This is a genomic window from Agrobacterium sp. CCNWLW32 (genome assembly GCF_037083425.1).
GTDB classification, from domain to species: Bacteria; Pseudomonadota; Alphaproteobacteria; order Rhizobiales; family Rhizobiaceae; genus Agrobacterium; species Agrobacterium radiobacter.
On sequence record NZ_JBAOJM010000006.1, the window covers coordinates 107,034 to 129,193 of the forward strand.

General features: G+C 59.0%; 25 protein-coding genes. 15 read left to right on the plus strand and 10 right to left on the minus strand.

Features of this window, described 5'->3' with window-relative positions:
• Window positions 1-5: 5 nt before the first annotated feature.
• Both V6R85_RS15005 and V6R85_RS15010 read right to left on the minus strand, forming a co-directional pair.
• Window positions 6-440 carry a CBS domain-containing protein gene (locus V6R85_RS15005; protein WP_003508059.1) on the minus strand — a complete coding sequence of 145 codons (435 nt, stop codon included), beginning with the start codon at window positions 438-440 and terminating at the stop codon, window positions 6-8.
• Window positions 441-594: 154 nt separating this feature from the next.
• Window positions 595-1,332 carry a rhomboid family intramembrane serine protease gene (locus V6R85_RS15010; RefSeq protein WP_003508058.1) on the minus strand — a complete coding sequence of 246 codons (738 nt, stop codon included), beginning with the start codon at window positions 1,330-1,332 and terminating at the stop codon, window positions 595-597.
• Window positions 1,333-1,686: 354 nt separating this feature from the next.
• Here V6R85_RS15010 and V6R85_RS15015 point away from each other — a divergent pair, with 354 nt between their 5' ends.
• The 3 genes from V6R85_RS15015 (at window position 1,687) to V6R85_RS15025 (ending at window position 4,405) form a co-directional block, all read left to right on the plus strand.
• Complete coding sequence (locus tag V6R85_RS15015) at window positions 1,687-2,229, plus strand: PAS domain-containing protein (protein ID WP_003508057.1); 543 nt, start codon at window positions 1,687-1,689, stop codon at window positions 2,227-2,229.
• Between the two features lie 184 nt (window positions 2,230-2,413).
• Entirely contained in the window at window positions 2,414-3,031 is a 618-nt protein-coding gene (locus V6R85_RS15020; protein ID WP_003508056.1) for a PilZ domain-containing protein, read from the plus strand.
• A gap of 765 nt (window positions 3,032-3,796) precedes the next feature.
• The gene (locus V6R85_RS15025) at window positions 3,797-4,405 is read left to right on the plus strand and encodes a transglutaminase-like cysteine peptidase (protein ID WP_003523403.1); all 609 of its coding nucleotides are present in this window, start codon (window positions 3,797-3,799) and stop codon (window positions 4,403-4,405) included.
• A gap of 84 nt (window positions 4,406-4,489) precedes the next feature.
• Here the strand turns inward: V6R85_RS15025 and V6R85_RS15030 are convergent, their stop codons facing one another.
• Both V6R85_RS15030 and V6R85_RS15035 read right to left on the minus strand, forming a co-directional pair.
• Complete coding sequence (locus V6R85_RS15030; protein ID WP_020012781.1) at window positions 4,490-4,924, minus strand: DUF1489 family protein; 435 nt, start codon at window positions 4,922-4,924, stop codon at window positions 4,490-4,492.
• A 65-nt stretch (window positions 4,925-4,989) separates the two neighbouring features.
• Window positions 4,990-6,393 (minus strand): L-serine ammonia-lyase, encoded by a 1,404-nt coding sequence (locus tag V6R85_RS15035; protein WP_003508052.1) that lies wholly within the window; start codon window positions 6,391-6,393, stop codon window positions 4,990-4,992.
• On the opposite strand from V6R85_RS15035, the gene V6R85_RS15040 reads away from it, so the two are divergent.
• On the plus strand, window positions 6,392-6,781 hold the full coding sequence (locus tag V6R85_RS15040) for a hypothetical protein (protein ID WP_161974088.1): 390 nt from the start codon (window positions 6,392-6,394) through the stop codon (window positions 6,779-6,781). The two genes, V6R85_RS15035 and V6R85_RS15040, sit on opposite strands and share 2 nt — an antisense overlap.
• Before the next feature lie 270 nt (window positions 6,782-7,051).
• The gene (locus V6R85_RS15045; RefSeq protein ID WP_026364145.1) at window positions 7,052-7,402 is read left to right on the plus strand and encodes a hypothetical protein; all 351 of its coding nucleotides are present in this window, start codon (window positions 7,052-7,054) and stop codon (window positions 7,400-7,402) included.
• A gap of 9 nt (window positions 7,403-7,411) precedes the next feature.
• Here the strand turns inward: V6R85_RS15045 and V6R85_RS15050 are convergent, their stop codons facing one another.
• Together V6R85_RS15050 and V6R85_RS15055 are read right to left on the minus strand one after the other, a co-directional pair.
• A complete protein-coding gene (locus V6R85_RS15050; protein WP_087744145.1) occupies window positions 7,412-8,176 on the minus strand; it encodes a phosphodiester glycosidase family protein in 765 nt (254 codons plus the stop codon).
• Between the two features lie 107 nt (window positions 8,177-8,283).
• Window positions 8,284-8,445: an entericidin A/B family lipoprotein gene (locus tag V6R85_RS15055; RefSeq protein ID WP_003495552.1), complete on the minus strand. Its 162-nt coding sequence runs from the start codon at window positions 8,443-8,445 to the stop codon at window positions 8,284-8,286.
• A 192-nt stretch (window positions 8,446-8,637) separates the two neighbouring features.
• On the opposite strand from V6R85_RS15055, the gene V6R85_RS15060 reads away from it, so the two are divergent.
• Window positions 8,638-9,414 carry a formyl transferase gene (locus V6R85_RS15060; protein WP_035213178.1) on the plus strand — a complete coding sequence of 259 codons (777 nt, stop codon included), beginning with the start codon at window positions 8,638-8,640 and terminating at the stop codon, window positions 9,412-9,414.
• Window positions 9,415-9,505: 91 nt separating this feature from the next.
• Window positions 9,506-10,426, plus strand: a complete 921-nt coding sequence (locus V6R85_RS15065) for a methylenetetrahydrofolate reductase (RefSeq protein WP_111834468.1) — start codon at window positions 9,506-9,508, stop codon at window positions 10,424-10,426.
• Window positions 10,427-10,479: 53 nt separating this feature from the next.
• Here the strand turns inward: V6R85_RS15065 and V6R85_RS15070 are convergent, their stop codons facing one another.
• Window positions 10,480-11,418 (minus strand): LysR family transcriptional regulator, encoded by a 939-nt coding sequence (locus tag V6R85_RS15070; RefSeq protein ID WP_003508046.1) that lies wholly within the window; start codon window positions 11,416-11,418, stop codon window positions 10,480-10,482.
• Window positions 11,419-11,657: 239 nt separating this feature from the next.
• Here V6R85_RS15070 and V6R85_RS15075 point away from each other — a divergent pair, with 239 nt between their 5' ends.
• Window positions 11,658-11,876: a DUF1127 domain-containing protein gene (locus V6R85_RS15075; protein WP_003508045.1), complete on the plus strand. Its 219-nt coding sequence runs from the start codon at window positions 11,658-11,660 to the stop codon at window positions 11,874-11,876.
• 271 nt (window positions 11,877-12,147) lie between these two features.
• Window positions 12,148-13,185 (plus strand): GlxA family transcriptional regulator, encoded by a 1,038-nt coding sequence (locus V6R85_RS15080; protein WP_060724311.1) that lies wholly within the window; start codon window positions 12,148-12,150, stop codon window positions 13,183-13,185.
• 248 nt (window positions 13,186-13,433) lie between these two features.
• Here the strand turns inward: V6R85_RS15080 and V6R85_RS15085 are convergent, their stop codons facing one another.
• Window positions 13,434-14,909, minus strand: a complete 1,476-nt coding sequence (locus V6R85_RS15085) for an NAD(P)H-hydrate dehydratase (RefSeq protein WP_111834469.1) — start codon at window positions 14,907-14,909, stop codon at window positions 13,434-13,436.
• Entirely contained in the window at window positions 14,906-15,178 is a 273-nt protein-coding gene (locus V6R85_RS15090) for a hypothetical protein (RefSeq protein WP_077998371.1), read from the minus strand. Before V6R85_RS15090 ends, V6R85_RS15085 begins: the two co-directional genes overlap by 4 nt.
• 89 nt (window positions 15,179-15,267) lie before the next feature.
• Here V6R85_RS15090 and V6R85_RS15095 point away from each other — a divergent pair, with 89 nt between their 5' ends.
• The 4 genes from V6R85_RS15095 (at window position 15,268) to hspQ (ending at window position 18,528) form a co-directional block, all read left to right on the plus strand.
• Window positions 15,268-15,606 carry a P-II family nitrogen regulator gene (locus V6R85_RS15095; RefSeq protein ID WP_003508042.1) on the plus strand — a complete coding sequence of 113 codons (339 nt, stop codon included), beginning with the start codon at window positions 15,268-15,270 and terminating at the stop codon, window positions 15,604-15,606.
• A gap of 71 nt (window positions 15,607-15,677) precedes the next feature.
• Window positions 15,678-17,087, plus strand: a complete 1,410-nt coding sequence (gene glnA / locus V6R85_RS15100; RefSeq protein WP_003508040.1) for a type I glutamate--ammonia ligase — start codon at window positions 15,678-15,680, stop codon at window positions 17,085-17,087.
• 99 nt (window positions 17,088-17,186) lie between these two features.
• Complete coding sequence (locus tag V6R85_RS15105; RefSeq protein ID WP_080866223.1) at window positions 17,187-18,107, plus strand: DMT family transporter; 921 nt, start codon at window positions 17,187-17,189, stop codon at window positions 18,105-18,107.
• A 91-nt stretch (window positions 18,108-18,198) separates the two neighbouring features.
• On the plus strand, window positions 18,199-18,528 hold the full coding sequence (gene hspQ / locus V6R85_RS15110) for a heat shock protein HspQ (RefSeq protein WP_003508038.1): 330 nt from the start codon (window positions 18,199-18,201) through the stop codon (window positions 18,526-18,528).
• Window positions 18,529-18,619: 91 nt separating this feature from the next.
• On the opposite strand, the gene V6R85_RS15115 is transcribed toward hspQ, so the two are convergent.
• A complete protein-coding gene (locus V6R85_RS15115; protein ID WP_003508037.1) occupies window positions 18,620-19,276 on the minus strand; it encodes an invasion associated locus B family protein in 657 nt (218 codons plus the stop codon).
• Between the two features lie 306 nt (window positions 19,277-19,582).
• On the opposite strand from V6R85_RS15115, the gene V6R85_RS15120 reads away from it, so the two are divergent.
• Window positions 19,583-21,430: an extracellular solute-binding protein gene (locus tag V6R85_RS15120; protein WP_020809529.1), complete on the plus strand. Its 1,848-nt coding sequence runs from the start codon at window positions 19,583-19,585 to the stop codon at window positions 21,428-21,430.
• A 39-nt stretch (window positions 21,431-21,469) separates the two neighbouring features.
• On the plus strand, window positions 21,470-22,138 hold the full coding sequence (locus V6R85_RS15125; RefSeq protein WP_060724307.1) for a DsbA family oxidoreductase: 669 nt from the start codon (window positions 21,470-21,472) through the stop codon (window positions 22,136-22,138).
• Window positions 22,139-22,160 lie beyond the last annotated feature (22 nt).

Below are 22,160 nucleotides of genomic sequence, written 5' to 3' on the forward strand. Positions count from 1 at the left end.
CAAAATCATCCGGCAATATAAGCCTTGATGTGCTCCGCTTCTGCTTCGATCTCGCCGATCCGCGCCTTCACCACGTCACCGATGGAGATGATGCCGGCAAGGCGGCCGTTTTCTTCAACAGGAACATGCCTGAAACGTCCACCCGTCATGATTTCCATCAGCTCATCGGTGGTGGAATTGTGATGACAGCGAATGACATTCTTGGTCATGGCCACCGAAACGGATTGCTGGAGGGAAGCGGCACCCTGGCCCGCCACGATCTTCACCAGATCGCGTTCCGTGAAGATGCCGAGAACGACACCGTCGGCGTCGGTCACGACGACGGAACCGATCTTATGCGCATTAAGCGTTGCCGCCGCTTCACCGATGCTGACCTCCGGACCGACAGTCACGACGTCCCGGCCCTTGCGGTCGAGAAGATCCTTTACGAATGTTGGCATGCCTTCCTCCTCTTTTCAGCGATCCGCAGTGCCGCAGTCTCCCCCGGCGGTTGCAAATCATGAGATATGGTGCGCTGAGGCCCGCATGAATGCAATCCCGCATGGGACTTGCGAAAGCAAATTTGCGCCATGGCCGACAAGGAGCGTGATCGGCTCAGACCAATCGTCGATCGAAAAGGCCGAAGAACATAAAGCCTAGCAGAAAGCCGAAAACATGGGCATCCCAGGCGATTTGACCGCCGACATCGCCGAACAGCGGCACGCCCACCGCAATCAGCACATTGCCGAACAGCCACATCAGCGTGAAGATCAGCACCGTGCGGTTGGAAAGCGCCGCAAGAATGCTCTGCCGCGGCATCAGATGGCCGAAGGAGGCGCTATATCCGCCACGCGCAGGGAAAGCGAAGCGGCAGGCCGCCCCCATCAGCGCCGAAACGACGCCGGATGCGCCGATCAGTACCGTCACATCACCCCAGTTCAACGCGGCATGACCAAAGGCCGAAACAGCGGCGGAAATGCACCATAACAGCACGAAGCGCACTGTTCCGATCCGGCGCAGAACCGGCGCGCCGAAGGCCATCAGCCACAGGCCATTAAAGAGAATGTGCTCTATGCCGCCATGCAGGAAAGAATAGGTCACCGGCGTCCAGAGCCATTCCAGGCCCTGCTGCGAAAAAGGCACCGCATAACGCAGCGGAATGAAGCCAAAGGTGAAGATGAACCAGCCATTGCCTTCCTCCGACAGAAGATAGGCGGGAACCACATAAGCGATGATCAGCGCGGCCAGTATGCCGACCAGCAGCGATGGCAGGTTGAAGACGGGATTACTCGTATCGTCTTTCGGCTCCGGTGTTTCCGAAACCGGCGGCTGTTCGCCGTCCCCGTAGGACATGATCCCATCCCTGTCTTGGTCGAATTTTGCGTTCCCCGAGCAATATAGGAAGCCCGAACGAAAAAAAAGCCGTCCCGCCTTTGAAGCGCGCGACGCCCAAACCGCAATCGGTCAAGACGCCGGGCCAGGGACGGTCCGGCTTGCGGGCCCGCCGTAAAACAACGGGCGGCGCCATCGAATTGTGCTGACGGAGCTTTCCCCGACATGGCCGCACCGATGCCACGGCCATTGCCGCCATTCAACATCAACCCTTTGTTAACCTTAACAAATCCAGTTGGCACGAAAATCGCTACACCTCAGAATACAGACGTTCGGATGGACATGATGTCCCAAAAACGAACATGGAGAGATGCTATGAAGAGCATGGCCGGACTGGACATATATGCCTATTGGGATGAATTGCGCGGCAAGCGATCGGCCCCTCGACGCGAGGACATCGATCCCGCAAAGCTGAAACATCACCTGGGCGATCTTTTCATCCTCACCGACAAGGGAGAGAACACCCCGTTCTTCCGCCTTGCCGGCACACGTCTCTGCGACCTCTTCGGCCGCGAGCTGCGGGATCGCCCGTTTTCGGAACTGTGGCATCAGGCAAATGCCGTCTTCCCCTGCCGTGTCGCGCGCGGCATCCTTCATCATCAGTTGCCCGTGGTCTTCGATCTCGAGGCGGAGGACAGCCATGGCGCCGCACCGCTGGCATATGAAATGTTGCTCCTGCCGCTGCGCACGGATCCGGACGCCGCTCCAAGGTTGCTCGGGGCCCTGCTTGCGGAGCGGCCGCGACACGAATTCGCCGCGCCCATCCAGCATCTGTCAATGAAAAGCAGCCGCCTGCTGCGCCTGGACATCGCGCCCGTAGAATATCCGATGGATACGCAGCGCGCCGAAAGCTGCTGACCGACCTGTTTCACCGCTCCCAAACCCGTCTGGAAAAGGTGCGGCGGCGTCGAAACCTCAAAAAAATAGGTCAGAACTGTAACGATATTGCCGATCAGAAAAATTGTAGAGATTAAACAATACAGTCTGTTAACTCGCGCAAGGTAGAAACTTACCATCATCATTCATTACAATTGCGCTGCTCATGTTTTCGTCCCGTTCGGTCAACACCGCCCAAATCCTGCGTCCGGTTGAGGAAGCTCATCTTGACGACGCCGTCCGCGTGTCCTTCACCGGCCGCCTCATGTTGCCCGACCATGAAGAATATGATTGCACCGCGACCGAGATGACCGCCGAAAGAGCGCAGTTCACCTGCTCGGGTATTGCCCGCCACGGGGACCGCGTCATCGCTTATCTCCAGCATATCGGCCGGATCGAAGGCACGGTGACATCGCTCACCGCATCGGGTTTTCTCATCGCCATCAACGCGCCGGAGCGCAAGCGGGAAAAACTTGCCGCCCAGCTGGCATGGATCGCCAAGCGTCAATTGCTCGGCCTGCCGGAAGACCGCCGCCACGACCGCCTGACGCCGCGCAACGCGAGAGCCCAGCTTGTTCTGGAAGACGGCGTGCTTGTCGCCTGCCGACTGATTGACCTTTCCCTGTCGGGTGCGGCAATCGAGATCGAAAACCGGCCGCCGCTCGGAAGCCGGGTCCAGCTCGGCAAAAACATGAGCGGCAAGATCGTGCGCCATTTCATGGAAGGCGTCGCCGTCGAATTCGACCGCGTCCAGTCGCCCGACGCACTGATTGAATTTCTCTAGGACGCTCCACCAAACGCGGCAGGTTCTGCGCCCGTACGAATACGTACGGCATTTGGCGTGCTTTGCGCTCAACCTAGTCGCATGATTGAGACGTTTCCCGGACCGCAGTTTGGCAGTCTATGCTTTGTCCTTCGCGGCTGTATCGGGTTCACGAGCCGCTGATAGCTTCCGGCGCTCCATTCTCTGCTTTCTCGCTGCCGAACTTTTCCATTTTCATGCCCCGACCGCGCACGACATCCTGCGCATGCTCAGCGTGCCGGACGGAAAACGTAACTACCAGGGACAGCTGTGCGGCAGATCGGTCCACCATATTCGGCGAAAAGGATAAACGCGGCGGAACATGTCGCGCCCTTGATCAGATCATCCACGGCACGAAAATCGACCCGCAGAACTTTTTCCAGAAAAAATGCAGTTTTTTTGAAGTTTTTTTTCCGCTTTTTCCGGCCTGACCCAGCCTGAAACAGCCATCCCAAAACGAGAAATCCACGCCTTCGGTACCGTTCGCCAACTGGCTGTACAGCGCTCCGGAAATATCTCCGTGCCGAAAATTGCTTTCAATACAGGGGCCTAAATGGCTACCAAAAGCCTAAGGGTGAGATGCGTAAAATTGTAATAAAATTTGCTTCAAACACGCATAAAAACTAATTCGAATACAGTTCAAAACAACGGCTAATTTGCTGAAATTTAAGCTCAAATTGCGCTTCGCAAATTTCCGCCGGGTCAAAATATACCTGCGAATGTCTCCTCAACACGGGGAGACAAGCAATGAACAAGAACAACCGTTTCGTTTTCACTCTGATCGCATTCATCGTCAGTGCCTTCGCGCATCAGGCAAGCGCGTCGCCGGCCGCCGTCATGCGCGTCATCGGCAAGGCCAATCCGCCGATCGGCCACTATGAATTCTGCCAGACCTATCAGAGCGAATGCCAGCCGACATCGCTGGACAACGGCCCGATGAAACTGACCGAAGAGCGCTGGAAGACGATGCTCGACGTCAACTACACCGTCAACACCACCATCACGCCGATGACCGACATGGAAATCTATGGCGTCGAAGAGCGCTGGGCCTATCCGACCACGGTGGGCGATTGCGAAGACTTCGTGCTTCTGAAGCGCAAGATGCTGATGAACAAGGGCTTCTCCGCCTCCAACCTCTTGATCACGGTCGTTCTGCAGCCGAATGGCGAAGGCCATGCCGTTCTGACCGTCCGCACCGATCGTGGCGATTTCGTTCTCGACAACATGCGTAACAAGGTCATGAACTGGTCGGAAACCGAATATACCTACCTGAAGCGCCAGGACACCGCCAACCCCGGCCGCTGGGTCAAAATTCAGGATGGTCGCGCCACCACTGCGGTCGGCGGCATCAACTGAAGCCAGAAAACAACCCATCTCCCCAAACGAAAAAAGCCGGCTCCCGAGAAGGGGCCGGCTTTTTTCGTTTTCATCCGTCAGGCGTCAGAGCAGACCAAGCTCGGCCAGTTCACGCCTGAGATCGGAAGGCATGTCCTCGCCGCCTGCACCGCCGCCGAGATCGCGGGGCGCCTCGTCGTCCTTCAGGTAACGCCAGCCCTGAAACGGGCGTTTTGGCGCAGGTGAGGTTTCGATGACCTCTGGGCCGAGAATGAGATCGCAGCGGGAAATACCGTCTTCGCCCTTGAAGGAACGGATATCGAGAAGTTTCTGCCGCGCCTGTACCTGTCCCTTGATGACCCAGTAGAGCGAACCGCCCTCGAGCAATTCCTCGACCCGTTTCGGGATCATCCGGGTGGTGTGAACACTATGCGGCTCGAGGCCTGCGGCAATTGCGGTCAGCGCGCGATGCGCGACCCAGTCTCTCAAGTCCTGGATTGAATCCGCGCCGACGCAAAGTTTGATGAGATGTAAAGGCATGGTTCTATCAATGCCTTTTTGCAGCGGGCGTCAAGCATGGCAACCATGCCGGACGCCCTGCCCGTTCAGCACTCCACAACGTTCACGGCAAGGCCGCCGGTGGAGGTTTCCTTGTATTTCTCGCTCATGTCATTGCCGGTCTGGCGCATCGTCTCGATACAGGCGTCGAGCGGCACGAAATGCTGGCCGTCGCCCTTTAGCGCCAACGAGGCTGCCGTCACCGCTTTCACTGCGCCCATGGCATTACGTTCGATGCACGGCACCTGCACAAGCCCGGCAATCGGATCGCAGGTCATGCCGAGATGATGCTCGAGCGCGATCTCCGCGGCATTTTCCACCTGTTCCGGCGATCCACCCATGACCGCGGCAAGACCCGCCGCCGCCATGGCGGAAGCCGAACCCACCTCGCCCTGACAGCCCACTTCCGCGCCTGAAATCGAGGCATTGTGCTTGATGATGCCGCCGATGGCGGCCGCCGTCAGCAAAAAGTCGCGCACGTCGTCGACGCTCGCATCCTCGTGGAAATGCCGGAAATATCTGACGGTCGCCGGAACGACACCTGCCGCACCATTGGTCGGCGCGGTCACCACGCGGCCGCCGGCGGCGTTTTCCTCGTTCACGGCCATGGCGTAAACGCTCAGCCAGTCATTGGCCATCACAGGGTTCAGCCGGTTGCTGCGCCATTCCGCATTCAGCTTCTCGTAAATGGAGCGGGCGCGGCGGCGCACCTTCAGGCCACCAGGCATGATGCCGTCCACTTTCAGACCGCGCTCAATGCAGCCGTTCATGGCTTCCCAGATCTGGTCGAGGCGCTCGTTCAGTTCCTCGCGGGAAACCACCGTCTCCTCATTGGCGCGCTTCATCTGGGCGATGGTGCGGCCGGAACGGGCCGCCATCTCAAGCATTTCCCGCGCCGTCCCGAAGGGATAAGGCACGCGCGGACCATTATCGATGGTCTTGCCGCGCTGCTTGATCGCCTCAAGTTCCGTATCGGTCACGACGAAACCGCCGCCGACGGAATAATAGATGCGCTTGATGAGCAGCCTGCCCTGATTGTCGAAGGCGGAGAAGATCATGCCGTTGGCATGGCCGGGCAGCGGGTTCTTCTTGTCGAAGATCAGATCTTCTGCGGGCCGAAACTCATAGGACGGATGGCCGGGCGGCGTTACCGTGCCGGCCTTCTCCACCGCATCGATAATGGCGTCCATCGCATCGGGGTCGACAAGGTCCGGCCGCTCGCCGGTGAGGCCCAGAATGACGGCACGCCCCGTGCCGTGGCCAATGCCGGTAAAGGCGAGAGAGCCATGCAGGCTGACCTTCAGCTGCGCAACGGCTGCACCCGCCGGTCGCGGCCACTCATCGCTGAGGATCAGCGCCAGGAAGCGGTTTGCAGCCGTCATCGGCCCCATCGTGTGGGAGCTCGAAGGACCGATACCGATCTTGAAGACGTCAAAGACCGAAAGAAACATGAAGTTCGCCCTGAATAAGAATGGATTCCTGCATCATCATATCCAAAGCCGAAACGGATCGCCACAAAAGAGCGTCAGCGGTTTGCGCAGCTGCGACATGAGCGTCCCAGAAACGAAAACAGCACGGTTTCCAGAGGAAAACCGCGCCGTTTCAAAACCCGTCATTCAGGAGAGATGCTTATGGGCTGCCAAAAATGTACGTCAATGCGAGAAAAGCGGCAAAGCCTGCAAGTGCGCGCAAGGTGACGCCCCAGCAGGATTTCTGAGCGGTTTCTTCCATGATTACTCCAGCTATTCACTCTCCGGGGGATCTTCAAGACCCGGCCCGTTGAGGCAAGCATTTATTAAAATCCGGCGGCGAACGCAAATGCAAAAAGCGGCTAAATGAAGGCGTTTTCGATGGGCTGCCATTCGCCCCGTGCATAGGTATGTGAAAAAACAAGATGTTAGCGCGGCGTGCAAAAAGACGCCGTTTCGGGCTTCGCCGCAATTTAGGCTAAAGTGTAACCGTTATTTAAAGCTTTCCTACAAACGCCTGTTGAAAACCCTCGCGACCGAACACGTTGCAGTCGAATTTCTTCCACTGAAGCGTCGCGCCTTGAAAGGCCGCCAGTGCTGCTTTATCGACGATGGCAACGGCAACGATGCGAGTCACCCAATGCAGCAGGCATCCTCTTTTCCCGACCGTGAAACGGTCGCGTCGAAGCTCACTTCGCTGACAAGCGAAGATAAAGCGTGGGTGCTGCTGTTGATGGAAAACGCCCTGCAGGACGAAAACCTGCTGGCTGGCCTCAATCTTTATCTCGACCAGCAGACCAATGCCCGTTTCCTGAACAGCCTGAAGCTGGAAACGACCGGCGAATGGCTTGGCGGCAATGCCCCTTCCCGGTTGCAGATCCGCATCACGGAAACCGCAAGAGCGAGCCAGCACCCCGCCTATATCGCCTTCCGCAAAGGGCTGACGGCATCGGCCGGTCTCGAAAAAGCCTATCCCAAGGCGCCGATCTGATCTTTTCGGCTAATCCGGCACCCGATCGACAACGGCGATGATCGGCCCCATGGGAAACAGCGAATCCCGGCGGTTCATCGCAGGAATATCGACGCTGGATATGGTGCCGTCGAGATAGAGCGCATTCGGCGCATCCAGCACGTCCCTGAACAGCGTGGCGAAATCATAAAAGCGCACGGTATTTTCCGAAATGGCGAAATGCACCATACCGTCGCGGGAGACGCCGACGCCGTTGCGCCGCTTCAGGCTGTCGCTCTCGGGCAGGAAGCGCGGATGCAGCTTGCCGTCGATTACCAGCATCGGCCCGGACTGGGTGGCGAAATCGGCTTTCGGATCCGCCGCCAGATAGGCTGCGGTTTCCAGCACGCCAGCCTTTGCACCCTTCAGATAAAACACGCCGTTCGGCAAAAGGTGAAAATTGCCCCAGCCGCCCCGGGTGCTGAGCGGCGAACGCTCCACCCCATTTTCAATGTAGAGGCCGACGGGCGAATAGTCGGAATGATACATGCCGCCATTCATGGCGAAGATGCTGAACATGTGCTGCCGCCACAAGGCCGACGACAGGTCGGCGAAACTGCGGTATCCCTGCCCGGAGACATGGTCGCGGTCATAAATGCGGATGGCGTTCCTTGCCGGATCGAAACTGCAGACGGTGTAGCGCCCGCCCGCATGGTCGATGGCCTTGCAGAAATCCGGCTGCCCACCGGCCTGCGCGGAGAATGGCAACAACAACGGCAGCAGCGCCTTTGCCAGTTTCTTCATCGATGAAATCATGCCCGCCCCTTTGATTCTCGTCAGGCGAACATTCGCAGGGAAATTCGGTCAAAGAAAAGGCGTCACCCGGGTTTTCGGGTAACGCCTTTGCGGGAGGGGAGCCTTGATTAACGACGCGCTGCGCGGTCCACGTTGCGGCCGGCATCCTGCGTCGCGTCAACGGCGTTTGCCGTATCCCGGCCCATGCCGCGAATGGTATTGCCGCAGGAGCTGAGGGTGACGACAGTCAGCAAAGCCACGAAAACGGTCGAAAGAATACGTGTGATCATGTGAAACTACTCCCCTATGACTTGCCGTCCAAAGGCAAGCGCCAATGTGATATGCGTCACAATAACGTGAGTCCCAAAAAACGGTTCCAGCGGCATTTCAAAAAATCCTGTCGATGAAAATTAACATGGTTTTGAAGTTCACGAGTGACACTCGGCAACTGCATCATGGCTTAGGAAAATCCCGTGGGTGATATGACTGACATCAACAATCGGCTTCTGGTGATGACGGCGGGCGGCGTGAACCCCAATGTCATGATCAATGCTCTGGCTGCCCGATTTCCCGATATCCACGTCTTCATGGAGCAGCCGGAAAGCAAGTCAGTCATTCTCAGGCGACGCGCGAGACGGCTTGGCTGGATTGTCGCTGCGGGCCAGATAGCGACGATGATCGCCTCGCGGCTCGGCAAACGCTTCACGGTTCGCAGAAGCAACGAGATCATCGCCGAACACGGTCTTTCTCCCGATCTCCACCACAGCCTTCCCGTTACGCAATTCGCCTCGCTCAACGATGAGGAATGCCGCAAGGCCGCCAATCTGCTGCAACCGGCTGCAATCTTCACCATTTCCTGCCGTCTGCTGAGACCTGCCACGCTGCAGGCCCTGCAATGCCCGGTCATCAATTTCCACGCCGGCATCAACCCCGCCTATCGCGGGCAGATGGGCGGTTACTGGGCGCTGGTCGAAAAGGACCGAGGCAATTTCGGCGCGACCGTGCATCTGGTCGACAAGGGCGTGGATACCGGCGCAACACTCTACGAGAAGCGGCTGAAACCATCGCCTTCCGACACGATCGCCACCTATCCGCTGCTTTTGACCGCCGCTTCGGTGGATATCGCTGTCAGCGCCATCGAGGACGCCCTTTCCGGCAGCCTTGCGCCGCAGCCGCCCTCACCCGGCAAATCGGTGCTGCGTTTTCCGCCGACCATCTGGACCTGGCTGTGGAACGGCCTGACGAAACGGATCTGGTGAAACCGAAACTCTCCGAACCGGGGTTGAGCTTCGTCGCAGATGCAAGCCTGTCTTGCCGCAACAGGCACAGACTTCGCCGAAAAATCGGTGCATGATAATAAAAAGGATCATGCACAAATTGCCCGATATTTCCGCCGCTTCCATCATTCCCGCCTCCATCGAAGCCTCGCCCGCGCAGGTGCTTGGCGCGAGCGACCTTGCCGGTCTCTTTCCGCAGGGTGTCCGCGTCTATCTCACCGACACCGGAGCTGCCTCGCAGGAAAGGCTCGTTGATGCCGCAGGACATTTGCGCGACCTCGGTTACGAGCCAGTGCCGCATCTTGCAGCGCGGCGCATACCTTCCCGCACGGGGTTTGAAGAACAGGTGAGACGGCTTGCCGGAGAAGCGGGTGTCACGGATGTTCTGGTTGTCGGCGGCGGTGTCGACCGGCCAGCCGGTCCCTTCGCATCCAGCATGGACATGCTGTCGTCAGGCATTTTCGACCGTTGCGGGATAAGGCAGATCGCAATCGCCGGCCACCCGGAAGGCAGCCCGGATTTCAACGACGACACGGCGATGGCCGCACTCAGGCTGAAACGCGATTTTGCAGAAAGAAGCGATGCCGCAATGCGCATCGTCACGCAGTTCGGTTTTGATCCCGCGCGTTTCATCGCCTGGGCGGAAGGACTAACGGCGTCAGGCATCGATTTGCCGGTGCATATCGGCGTTTCCGGCCCGGCCAAGATCACGACGCTCTTGAAATATGCCGCACTCTGCGGCGTCGGCAATTCCATTGCCTATCTCAAGAAAAACGCGCTTTCCCTGACGACGCTGGCGAAGGGCCATTCGCCGGAAAGCATCGTCGGGCCGATCGAGCGGCACTGGCAGGCCAATCCGCAGGGGCCTATACGGCAGATTCACGTCTTTCCCTTTGGCGGATTGCAGAATTCGGCCGACTGGCTGGTCAAGCGTGGAAGCTGGCAAACCGGCGGCGCAGACCGTTCGGCATCACAGGATTCGATGGCGGGCTGAAGCCGCCATCCTGACAGCGCGACGGGCCACGTCCGCCGCGCATTATCAGGACCTCAGGCCGCCTTGGCGACCTCGACAAAAGCGTTTCGAATGCTTTCAGCCACGGCAAGAACAGGGCGCGACGCCTTGTCGCCCATGATCAGGCGAATATCGAAAGAGCCGAGCTCCGGCAGACCTTCCTTGTCGCCCAGAATGACCATATCGTTCAGCACATAGGATCGCGGCAGCGGTGCAATCGCGAGATCGGCGGCAATCGCCGCGCGCTGCGCCATGGTATGGCCGCTGAGATAGGCCACGCGGAAATTGCGCCCGCGCCGCTCCAGCGAATTGATCGCTTCCGAACGCCAGATGCAGCCTTCCTCCCAGATGGAGATCGGCAGCGGATCACGCAGATAGGCCGTACCGCATTTCGCGCCTGCCCAGACAAGACGTTCGCGCATCAGCACCTCGCCGGTGTCGCGCAGCGGATGCGAGGCACAGTTGACGAGGGCGAGATCGAGCCGCTGCTCGTCCATGCGCTTGTAGAGATTGGAACTGGAATCGATGGTGACGTCGATCATGATGCCGGGGAAAGCCTCGGCAAAACGCTTGAGAATACCCGGCAGCAGGCCACGCTCGCCAATATCCTCCGGCGCGCCGAGCCGGACGACACCTGAGAGTTCCGGCATGACGAAACGCGATACGGCCTCGTTGGAGAGCGCAATCATGCGCCGCGCATAGGTCAGCAGCGTCTCCCCATGCGCCGTCAATGTGACTGAGCGGGCATCGCGCAGGAACAGCGTCGTCTTCAACTGCTCCTCGAGTTTCTTGATCTGCATGGAAACGGCGGAAGGCGTTCTGAACACCACTTCAGCGGCGGTGGAGAAATTTCCCGTTTCCGCAATGGCGACGAAGGTTCTCAATATGTCGTTATCCAGCAACGGCAGCGGTTGGCGGAAAGTCACGGTCATGGCACGCACCTTCAAATATTTTGATTTATAGATGGATATCATTTCGTTTGATTGAATGTCAACAAGCGCGCACCATCCGGGACATCGATTGACGGGGCGAATTGAGCCTCGTCGGAATGAAGCGCTGACGATCTCGCGGATTGGAATTTTCCCCGCAGGCGTCGCCGGCAATTCATTCCAAAAACTGATGAATGACATAAGATTCATTATCTTGCCTGATGAAACAGGCAAGCGCATATCGAAGTCGCAAACAGGATCGTGGTTCACGAAAGGATCAAGACATGACCATGATACATTATCTCCCGGTGACGAACCGTTCTACGCACCGTCCTTCACCCATTGGCTGGCTCCATCGCCTGTCCGACCAGGTTTCCGCCCGTTACGCAGAATGGCGCCGCGCCAGAATGCTCCGTGCACTGGAGGCATTGCCGCCTGAAACATTGAAGGATATCGGATGGCCGACCACCGACACCACCCGCATACACACCATCCGCAAATGATGTCCAACCGATGGCTCGCAACCATTGCGCGTCTTGCGAGCCATCCCTGCCCGCGCCCAAACGGCAGGACGGGGGCGCAAAACAGCCTGCCTGTTTTGCATGCGACACATCGCCTTTTTTAAAGGCTTGTCGCGAAATTTGCATATTTCAAAAGCTATTTTTTGACAGCTCCGATTCCGAGGCGTATTTTTCGTTAAAGATGTCGTAATCAGGACATCCAGAAGACCAATTCCAAGGGAGGAATTGCGTATTCGCAACGGAGCACGGGCAAATGAGCAGAAACTCCCAGAAGAAACGCTCAATCGTCTTTTTTCTCATTCCGCAATTTACCATGCTGCCATTCGCCGCAGCGGTTGAAACGCTTCGCATCGCCAACCGAATGTTGGGCTATCAGGCCTATGAATGGCGCCTTGCCTCCCTAGACGGCCAGAAGGTCATGTCGTCAAGCGGCATCTGTCTTGAGGCCGATACCTGTCTTGCCGACGAGCGGCGTTATGTCAGCGGCGAAAACCGCCCGGAAATGGCGATCATCTGTTCCGGCATCGATGTGGATCAACACATCAACAAGTCCGTCAATGCCTGGCTGCGCGAAGCCTATAATCGCGGCATCGCCATCGGCAGCCTCTGTACCGCCGCCCATATCCTCGCACAGGCTGGCCTCCTGAACGGCAAGCGCTGCGCGATCCACTGGGAAAACCTGCCCGGCTTTTCCGAAGCCTTCCCGCAGGTGGAAGTCTATGCCGACCTCTTTGAAGTCGACAGCAACATCTACACCTGCGCCGGCGGCACGGCCTCGCTGGACATGATGCTGAGCCTGATTGGCCAGGATTTCGGCGAAAACCTCGTCAACCGTGTCTGCGAACAGCAATTGACCGACCGGGTGCGCAGTCCCAACGACCGTCAGCGCCTGCCGCTGCGCGCCCGCCTCGGCGTCCAGAACAGCAAGGTCCTGTCGATCATCGAATTGATGGAAGGCAATCTCGCCGAGCCGCTGTCGCTGCTCGACATCGCCGACGCCGCCGATCTGTCGCGCCGGCAGGTGGAGCGCCTTTTCCGCCAGGAAATGGGCCGCTCACCCGCCCGCTATTACCTCGAAATCCGTCTCGACCGCGCCCGCCACCTGCTGGTGCAATCGGCCATGCCGGTGGTCGAAGTCGCCGTCGCCTGCGGTTTCGTCTCCGCCTCGCATTTTTCCAAGTGTTATCGCGAAATCTACAATCGCACGCCGCAGCAGGAGCGCGCTGAACGCAAGCTCTTGATCAGTGCGTCGCGAATGGCAATGGCAAGCCAGGGCAAAGCCGCGCATTGAGTGCGTGGCAAGGGCCACAAACGCAAAAGGCCTCGATTCGGAGGTAGAAACCTCTCCCCGTCATGCCGGACTTGATCCGGCATCCAGCCACGGCGCGTCTGCGCCGTGAACGAGCCTTTCGCGATCAAGGACGTGATCGCACTGGACCCCGGATCAAGTCCGGGGTGACGGAGTGAGAATGATGGAACTGTGCCAAACCACCGGATCTGTCAGCGGCCAGCAAACAGCGAACATAATCGGAGACCAATTCACCCAAACGGCCGAACCGCATGGGCAAGGTCCTCCGCCGTCATGCCGTCACCTGCCCTGTGGCCCGCCTGCCCATGCAGCCAGACGCCGGCCGCAGCCGCTTCGAAGGCGGGGACTCTCTGCGCCAGCAGCGCACCGATGATACCGGCCAGCACATCACCCGATCCGGCCGTCGCAAGGCTCGCCGGCGCATTGGTGTTGACCAGCGCCCGGCCATCAGGCGCAGCAATCACGGTATCCGCGCCTTTATAGACCAGCACCGCACCGCTGCGCGCCGAGGCGACCTGCGCCTTCTCGATCTTGCTCAGCACCCTGTCGGCGGCAAGATCCGGAAACAATCGCGCAAACTCGCCCTCATGCGGCGTCAGGATGAATTTGCCCACGCCTGAGGTAATGCGCTCGAACAGGGTCTCCGTGTGATCCTTGAAAGCAGTGATCGCATCGGCATCCAGCACGACCGCCTTGTCTCCAAGCAGGGATACGAATTGCCGCGCCTTGTCGAGATCGCCGAAACCGGGGCCGAGAACGAAGGCTCCGTGACGCCGGTCGTCCAGCCAGAGCCGCAGATCATCGGCATCGTCCATCGGCGCATTCATCACGGCCGTCAGCGTCACGGACAGCACGTCGAGCGCCTGCCTCGGAGCGGCGACAGCGACGATACCCGCCCCTGCCTTCAGCGCCGCAAGCGCCGTCATGCGGCTTGCACCCGTCGCATGGGCCGGGCCGGAAAAGACGGTCAGATGGCCGCGGCGGAATTTATGCGTCTCGATATCGCTGGCGGGCAAGGCATCACGCCAGACCAGCGGATGGTTTTCCGCAACCGGGCCTGCGTGATCGGTGAGGATGCGGGAGGGAATACCGATATCGAACACCTCGAGCGCCCCGCAAAGCGCCCGCCCCGGCATCAGCAGATGGCCGGGCTTGCGCGCCATGAAGGTCACCGTCCGTTCGGCCGTGAACGAGGCACCAAGCGGCACGCCCCGCCGGCCGCAGAGACCGGAGGGCAGATCGACGGCGAGAACCGGCACCTTCGCGCTGGTCACCACCTCGATTATCCGCGCAAGTTCCCGAGGAATATCGCGGGACAACCCGGCCCCGAAGACTGCGTCAATCACCACGTCGCCGGCAAGAGGCGCATAGTCGCCAAGCGGCAGCGGCGCCATCCCGCTGCGCTCGAAAGCCATCCGCGCATCGCCCCTGAGCGTACCGGCGTCACCGAGATGATGAACCACAACGACCGCGCCGCTTTCCACAAGCGCCCGCGCCGCCACGTAACCGTCGCCGCCATTGTTGCCGCCGCCGCAGAGCACGACGAAACGTTGCGCCTGCGGATAGTGCCGCAGCACTGAGGCGGCAACCGCCTGCCCCGCCCGCTCCATCAGATCATAAAGCGGAATGCCGGATTGACCGGCCGCCGCATCGATGCGGGCCATAACAGACGGGTCAAAAAGGGAGAGGTCAGAGAGGGATGTCATGCCTCGATCATCCCTTCAAAACGCCGGAAAGGCAATCGATACAAAAATAAGCAGATAGCCAAGTCCAAATAATAATCAAATGCATAAAATATAAACAAACCAACTTCATCACACCCGCGCATTCTCAAATATTCAAACCATCTAAAATAATAAGAATTGGCAGAAATGCTGATGGATTTTTCGGGTTCCCGAGAGAAATTGGCTGGAAAACCGCCAAAACCGAATGCATTTTGTGTCGGAAGGCCGGGGGATCGAAGTTTTTTCTTCAAGCCCGCTTCCGATCTGGCACAATACGTGCATTCTTGTGGCAGAGCGGGAATAACCTGCTTTAACGGGAGAAGCGGAGAGATATTTTCTCATGAAAAAGATCGAAGCGATCATTAAGCCTTTCAAGCTCGATGAAGTGAAGGAAGCCCTTCAGGAAGTCGGACTTCAGGGCATCACGGTCACGGAAGCAAAAGGCTTTGGTCGTCAGAAGGGCCACACGGAACTCTACCGCGGTGCAGAGTACGTTGTGGACTTTTTGCCGAAAGTGAAAGTCGAAGTCGTATTGGCGGACGAGAACGCGGAAGCCGTCATCGAGGCGATCCGCAATGCGGCGCAGACCGGACGTATCGGCGACGGAAAGATTTTCGTTTCCAATATCGAGGAAGTCATCCGCATCCGTACCGGTGAAACAGGCGTGGACGCCATATAATCAAGAACGTCCCGAGCCGGGGAGGCTTGGGTTTTCACCTCGTCATCATCACACTCAAGGAAAACGTTTAAATGACGACCGCAAACGATATCTTGAAGCAGATCAAGGATAACGACATCAAGTTCGTGGACCTGCGCTTTACCGACCCCAAGGGCAAGCTGCAGCACGTCACCATGGATGTTGTCTGTGTGGACGAAGACATGTTCGCCGACGGCGTCATGTTCGACGGCTCCTCGATCGCCGGCTGGAAGGCCATCAACGAGTCCGACATGGTGCTGATGCCCGATCCGGCCACCGCCCATATCGACCCGTTCTTCGCCCAGTCCACCCTGGTCGTCCTTTGCGACATTCTCGACCCGGTCTCGGGCGAAGCCTATAACCGCGACCCGCGCGGCACCGCCAAGAAGGCCGAAGCCTACCTCAAGGCCTCGGGCATCGGCGACACCGTCTTCGTCGGCCCGGAGCCCGAATTTTTCGTCTTCGACGACGTGAAGTACAAGGCAGACCCCTATAACACCGGCTTCAAGCTCGACTCGTCCGAACTGCCGTCCAACGACGACACGGATTATGAAACCGGCAACCTCGGCCACCGTCCGCGCGTCAAGGGCGGTTATTTCCCGGTTCCGCCGATCGACAGCCTGCAGGACATGCGCTCCGAAATGCTGACGGTTCTGGCCGAAATGGGCGTCGTCGTTGAAAAGCACCACCACGAAGTGGCTGCCGCACAGCACGAGCTGGGCGTGAAGTTCGACACGCTGGTTTCCAGCGCCGACAAGATGCAGATCTACAAGTACGTTGTGCATCAGGTCGCCAATGCCTATGGCAAAACGGCAACCTTCATGCCGAAGCCGATCTTCGGCGACAACGGCTCGGGCATGCACGTTCACCAGTCGATCTGGAAGGGCGGCAAGCCGACCTTCGCAGGCGACGAATATGCCGGCCTTTCTGAAAACTGCCTCTATTACATCGGCGGCATCATCAAGCACGCCAAGGCCATCAACGCCTTCACCAACCCCACCACCAACTCTTACAAGCGTCTGGTGCCGGGTTATGAAGCGCCGGTTCTGCTCGCCTATTCGGCCCGCAACCGTTCCGCATCCTGCCGTATTCCCTTCGGCTCCAACCCGAAGGCAAAGCGCGTCGAAGTCCGCTTCCCGGACCCGACCCAGAACCCCTATCTCGGTTTTGCGGCCATGCTGATGGCCGGCCTCGACGGCATCAAGAACAAGATCCACCCCGGCAAGCCGATGGACAAGGACCTTTACGACCTTCCTGCAAAGGAACTGAAGAAGATCCCGACCGTCTGCGGCTCGCTGCGCGAAGCTCTCGAAAGCCTCGACAAGGATCGCAAGTTCCTGACCGCCGGCGGCGTGTTCGACGACGACCAGATCGACTCGTTCATCGAGCTGAAGATGCAGGAAGTCATGCGTTTCGAAATGACCCCGCATCCGGTCGAATTCGACATGTACTACTCGGCCTGATCGGCCTTTCGAGCGCTCCCTCTGGGGCGCTCGATCCATTTCGGCGGTTTTCCCCGGAAAGCCGCCGTTTTCTTTTGAAGCCCAGCCATGTCGCGAAGAATGTCGAACAAGCCAGCCACTCAGCAAACGCGCCTTACGGACTGGCTCATCTTTCTGGCGGTGCCGTTCTTTTTCTCCAGCAACGTCATTTTCGGTCGCGGCGTCGTCGGTGAGGTATCGCCCTTCATCGCCGCCTTCATCCGCTGGATCGGATCGACCCTCATCATCGCGCCCTTCATGATCGCCGACTGGCGCAACTGCCTTGCCTTCCTGAGGCGCAAAACGCTTCTCTGGCTCGTTCTCGGCATTCTCGGCATGGGCATCTGCGGCGGCGTGGTCTATTGGGGCCTCACCATGACCACGGCCGCCAACGGCACGCTGATCTACACGACATCGTCGCTGTTCATCATCCTGTTCCAGCGCATCTTTCAGGGCCGCCCCATCAGAAAGCTTGAGGTGGCGGGCATGATCATCGCCTTTGCCGGCGTGGCGGCCATCGTGCTCAAGGGCGATATCGCAGCTCTCCGGCACATGAGCTTCAACATCGGCGATTTCGCCATACTGACGGCGGCCATCGCCTTTGCCGTCTATTCGCTGCTGCTGCGCGAGCCGGCGGCGCGGCAGATGGCGTCCTTCAGCCTTTTTGGTCTGATCGCGCTTTCCGGCGCGCTGGTGCTTCTGCCGCCGGCGGCGCTGGAACTGGCGCAGGGCGGCATGCTGCCCGCGACGCCAATGGCATGGGCGAAGATCGGCGGCATCATCCTGTTCGCTTCGCTGCTTGCCTTTTACTGCTTCACCCATACGGTGCGCGTCTTCGGCCCCGCCACGGCCGGCATCACGCTTTACATGATGCCGCCCGTCTCGATCCTGATGGCCACGCTGTTCCTCGGGGAGACGTTCGAGACCTACCACGCGATCGGCATCGTGCTGGTCACCGGCGGTGTCATCATCGCCACCGCGCCGCTCGGCCGCCGAGCCTGAGCCCATATAGAGAGAAAGGGCCGGGATACCCCCTAGCCCTTGATATTTTGCGTTCCGCACCCAACTATTAGTGGGAAAGGAAGTTCATGCCATGAAACAAAGAGACGCAAAATTCACGCTTGGCGAGATCGTCCGCCACAAGGTGTTTCCGTTCCGCGGCGTGGTCATCGACGTCGACCCGGAATATGCCAATACCGAGGAATGGTGGAACGCCATTCCCGCGGAAATCAGGCCGGATCGCGACCAGCCCTTCTATCATCTTCTGGCCGAAAACGAGGAGACGGAATATGTCGCCTATGTTTCCGAGCAGAACCTCGTCCACGACGAAAACGAGACGCCGCTCCGAAACCCCAATATCGGCCGCATCTTCGACAAGGCGCCGAACGGCGAATGGCGCCCGAAAATGTCAACGGCGCATTGACGCCCGCCAACCATCTCCCCACTCTCCCAGGGACATAAAAAAACCGGTCTGTCACCAGACCGGTTTTCTGTTTTTAGCGCTTACGCTGCAATCAGGGCTTCGGAGCGCCCTTGGCGGCATCCTGAGCGGCTTCCAGCTTCTTGCGAGCCTCTTCAGCCTTCTTCTGCATGCCTTCCTGCAGGCTGCGCTGGCTTTCGGCCAGCTGCGACTGGGTGATCGCCGGGCCGTCAAACGCGCCGGTGAAGCCGGAGAGCGCGATCTTGATGGGGTTCGGCGCGCGGCGGAAGTTGATGGAGGTGAAGACCACCTCGCTACCCTTCTTCAGGGAAGCGATCATGGCGTCCGTCAGCGGAACTTCGGCCGTGCACTTGTCGGGAAGGCAAACGGCGTAGTCGAGCTTCTGGCCCTTGCCGCCGTCGATCTGCATCATCACACCAGGAGGAATGAGACGCGCGGTCGGAACCGAAACCTGTAGCAGCTTGCGGTTGACCTTGCCTTCAACGGTGATGAGGCCGACAGCGGTGATCATCTGGCCGTTCTGGGCGAGAACCACGTTCTGCACGACGCAGACATCGTTGTCTTCCTGCTTGGAGCAGGTTTTGAACCAGCCGAGCGGCGGAGCGCCGGCGCCCTGAGCGGCGGGAGCAGCATCCTGTGCCTGCGAGATGGCCGGAGCGGAAACCGCGCCCAGAGAGAGGACCAGAGCGGACAGAGCCGTCCGGGTGAATGTGTTTGCCTTTTGCATCATAAGAGTTCCGTCTCCTGAATGTCTGCCAGAACAGAACCGTTAAGGCCCTGTTCGTCGATGGCGGTATCCTTCTGCCCGTTCAACTGTCGTTTAAATGAGGCAAATGCGTGACCCGTCTCTTCCGGCCACCCTGTTACATGCCGATCGCGGCGATATCCAGCACTTCTTTAACTTTTTCTTGAGCTGACCCAAGATTTCCCGCGCTTGGATGGGTCGCACCATGTCCGTGTGCTACATATCTGCCAGAATCATGATGATAAACGGTCGTGACGCACATCGGACGGACAGTTGAGACAGGACAGTGACATGCGCAACCTTGCGGCCCTCATCCCCGCATTGTTCCTTTTGGGATCATCCCTGCTTCCCGCCGGGAACGCCCTGGCGCAGCCGCTGCACGGCATTTCCATGCACGGCACGCCGGAGCTCCCCGCAGACTTCAGGCACCTTCCTTATGTCAATCCGGACGTGAAGAAAGGCGGCCGCATTTCCTATGGCGTCGTCGGCACCTTCGACAGCCTCAATCCCTTCGTTCTCAAGGGAATGCGCACCACGGCGCGCGGCGTCTGGGACCCGGAATTCGGCAATCTTCTCTACGAACCCCTGATGCTGCGCTCCAGCGATGAGCCTTTCAGCCTTTACGGCCTCTTGGCCGAAACAGTGGAGTGGGATGAGGAGCGAAGCTTCGTCCAGTTCAACATCAACCCGAAGGCAAAATGGTCCGACGGCGAGCCGGTGACCGCAGATGACGTGATCTTCACCTTCAATCTTCTGAAGGAAAAAGGCCGCCCGCCCTTCAACAGCCGTCTGGACGGGGTGGCGAAGCTGGAAAAGATCGGTGATCGCAGCGTGCGTTTCACCTTCAACGACAAGGCCAACCGCGAAACGCCGCTCATTCTCGCCTCCTCCACCCCGATCCTGCCAAAACATGCGATCGATCCGGAAAAATTCGAACAGGCGGGCCTCGGCGCAGTCGTCGGCTCGGGTCCATACCGAATCAAGACCCTGCGGCCGGGCGAACGAATCATCTGGGAGCGCAATCCGGATTATTGGGGCAAGGACATTCCGGGCAAGGTCGGCTTCGACAATTACGACGAGATCAGCGTGACCTATTTCCTGCAGGTCACCACCATGTTCGAGGCCTTCAAGAAGGGCGATATCGACATCTATCCCGAAGGCGACGCCATCAACGGCACCTCCGACACCTCCCATTGGGGACAGGCTTACAATTTCCCCGCCGTCCATCGCGGCGACATCGTCAAGGACGTCTTCCAGCCGCGCCTGCCGACAGGCATGTTCGGTCTCGTCTTCAACACCCGCCGCGCCGTCTTCGCCGACGAGAAGGTGCGCGAAGGCCTTACCTACGCGTTCGATTTCGAGTGGATGAACAGAAACATTCTCGGCGGCTCCTTCAAGCGCACACAGAGTTACTGGCAGAATTCGCCGCTCGGCGCCTATGGCAATGCCGCGGACGAACGCGAGCTGGCGCTGCTCGGCGACGCGGCTAAGACCATGCCTCCGCAGCTACTGGCCGGCACCTATGCCTTGCCGACCACCGACGCCACCGGTGCGGACCGCAAGGTCCTTAAAATGGCCGTCGACAAGCTGAAAGAGGCCGGATACAGCATCAGGAACGGCAGGATGTCCGACGCCAACGGCCGCCAGCTCGCCTTCGAGATCATGACACAGAACCCCGCTCAGGAGCGCATCGCGCTTGCCTATCAGCGTTCTCTCAATCTGATCGGCGTCGCCATGGGCATCCGCTCGGTCGATGACGGGCAATATCAGGCCCGCTCGAACAGCTTCGATTACGACATGATCATCCGCTCCCTGCCGTCGTCGCTTTCGCCGGGCATGGAGCAGCTCAACCGCTGGAATTCGCTCTCACGCGATGCGCAGGGCAGCTTCAACTATGCGGGCGCCGCCAATCCCGATATTGACCGGATGATCGAAGCGCTGCTGCAGGCGCGCTCGACGGAAGATTTCCAGGCCGCCGTGCGCGCCTATGACCGCCTTCTGGTTGCCGGCCACTACATCATTCCGCTCTATTATATCGGCGCGCAATGGGTTGCGCGCTGGAAATATATCGACCGCCCGGATATGACCCCGATATCAGGCAATCAGAAACAGACCTGGTGGGATGCGCGGGCGCAGTAACCCGCCCCTGCCCGGTCCAGGACAAGGGAAGATAAAGCCATGGAACGCATCGTTATCGACGTCGTATCGGATATGGTCTGCCCCTGGTGTTATCTCGGCAAGGCAAGGCTCGATCTTGCCATAGCCGAGGTGCAGGATGAAATCAGCGTCGACGTGAACTGGCGCCCCTATCGCCTCAACCCGGATTATCCGCCTGAGGGTGTCGACCAGAAAGCAGCGCTGGAGGAAAAGCTCGGCAAGGAGCGTCTGGAACAGGCCCATGCCACGCTGGTGCAGCTCGGCAAGGAAGTCGGCATCCATTACGATTTTGATGCGATCAAGATCGGCCCGAACACACTCGACGCGCACCGCCTGTCGCTCTGGGCGCATTCCGAAGGCCGCGACATCCAGGAGAAGGTCGTGACCGGGCTGTTCAAGGCCAATTTCGAAGAAGGCCGCAATATCGGCGACCACGCCGTGTTGATCGATGTAGCCGAAAAGGCGGGCATGGACGCGCAGGTGGTGGCACGGCTTCTCGCCTCGGAGGCGGACAAGGACACCGTCATCGCTGAAATTGATGCGGCGCAGCAGATGGGCGTGGCCGGCGTACCCTTCTTCATCATCGACCAGAAATACGCCATAAGCGGTGCACAAACGCCAGATGTCCTGATTGCTGCATTGCGGGATATTGCAAAAATCAAGGCGGACGAGCATAGATCGATGAACTGACGGCCAAACCACCGGCGGTTTT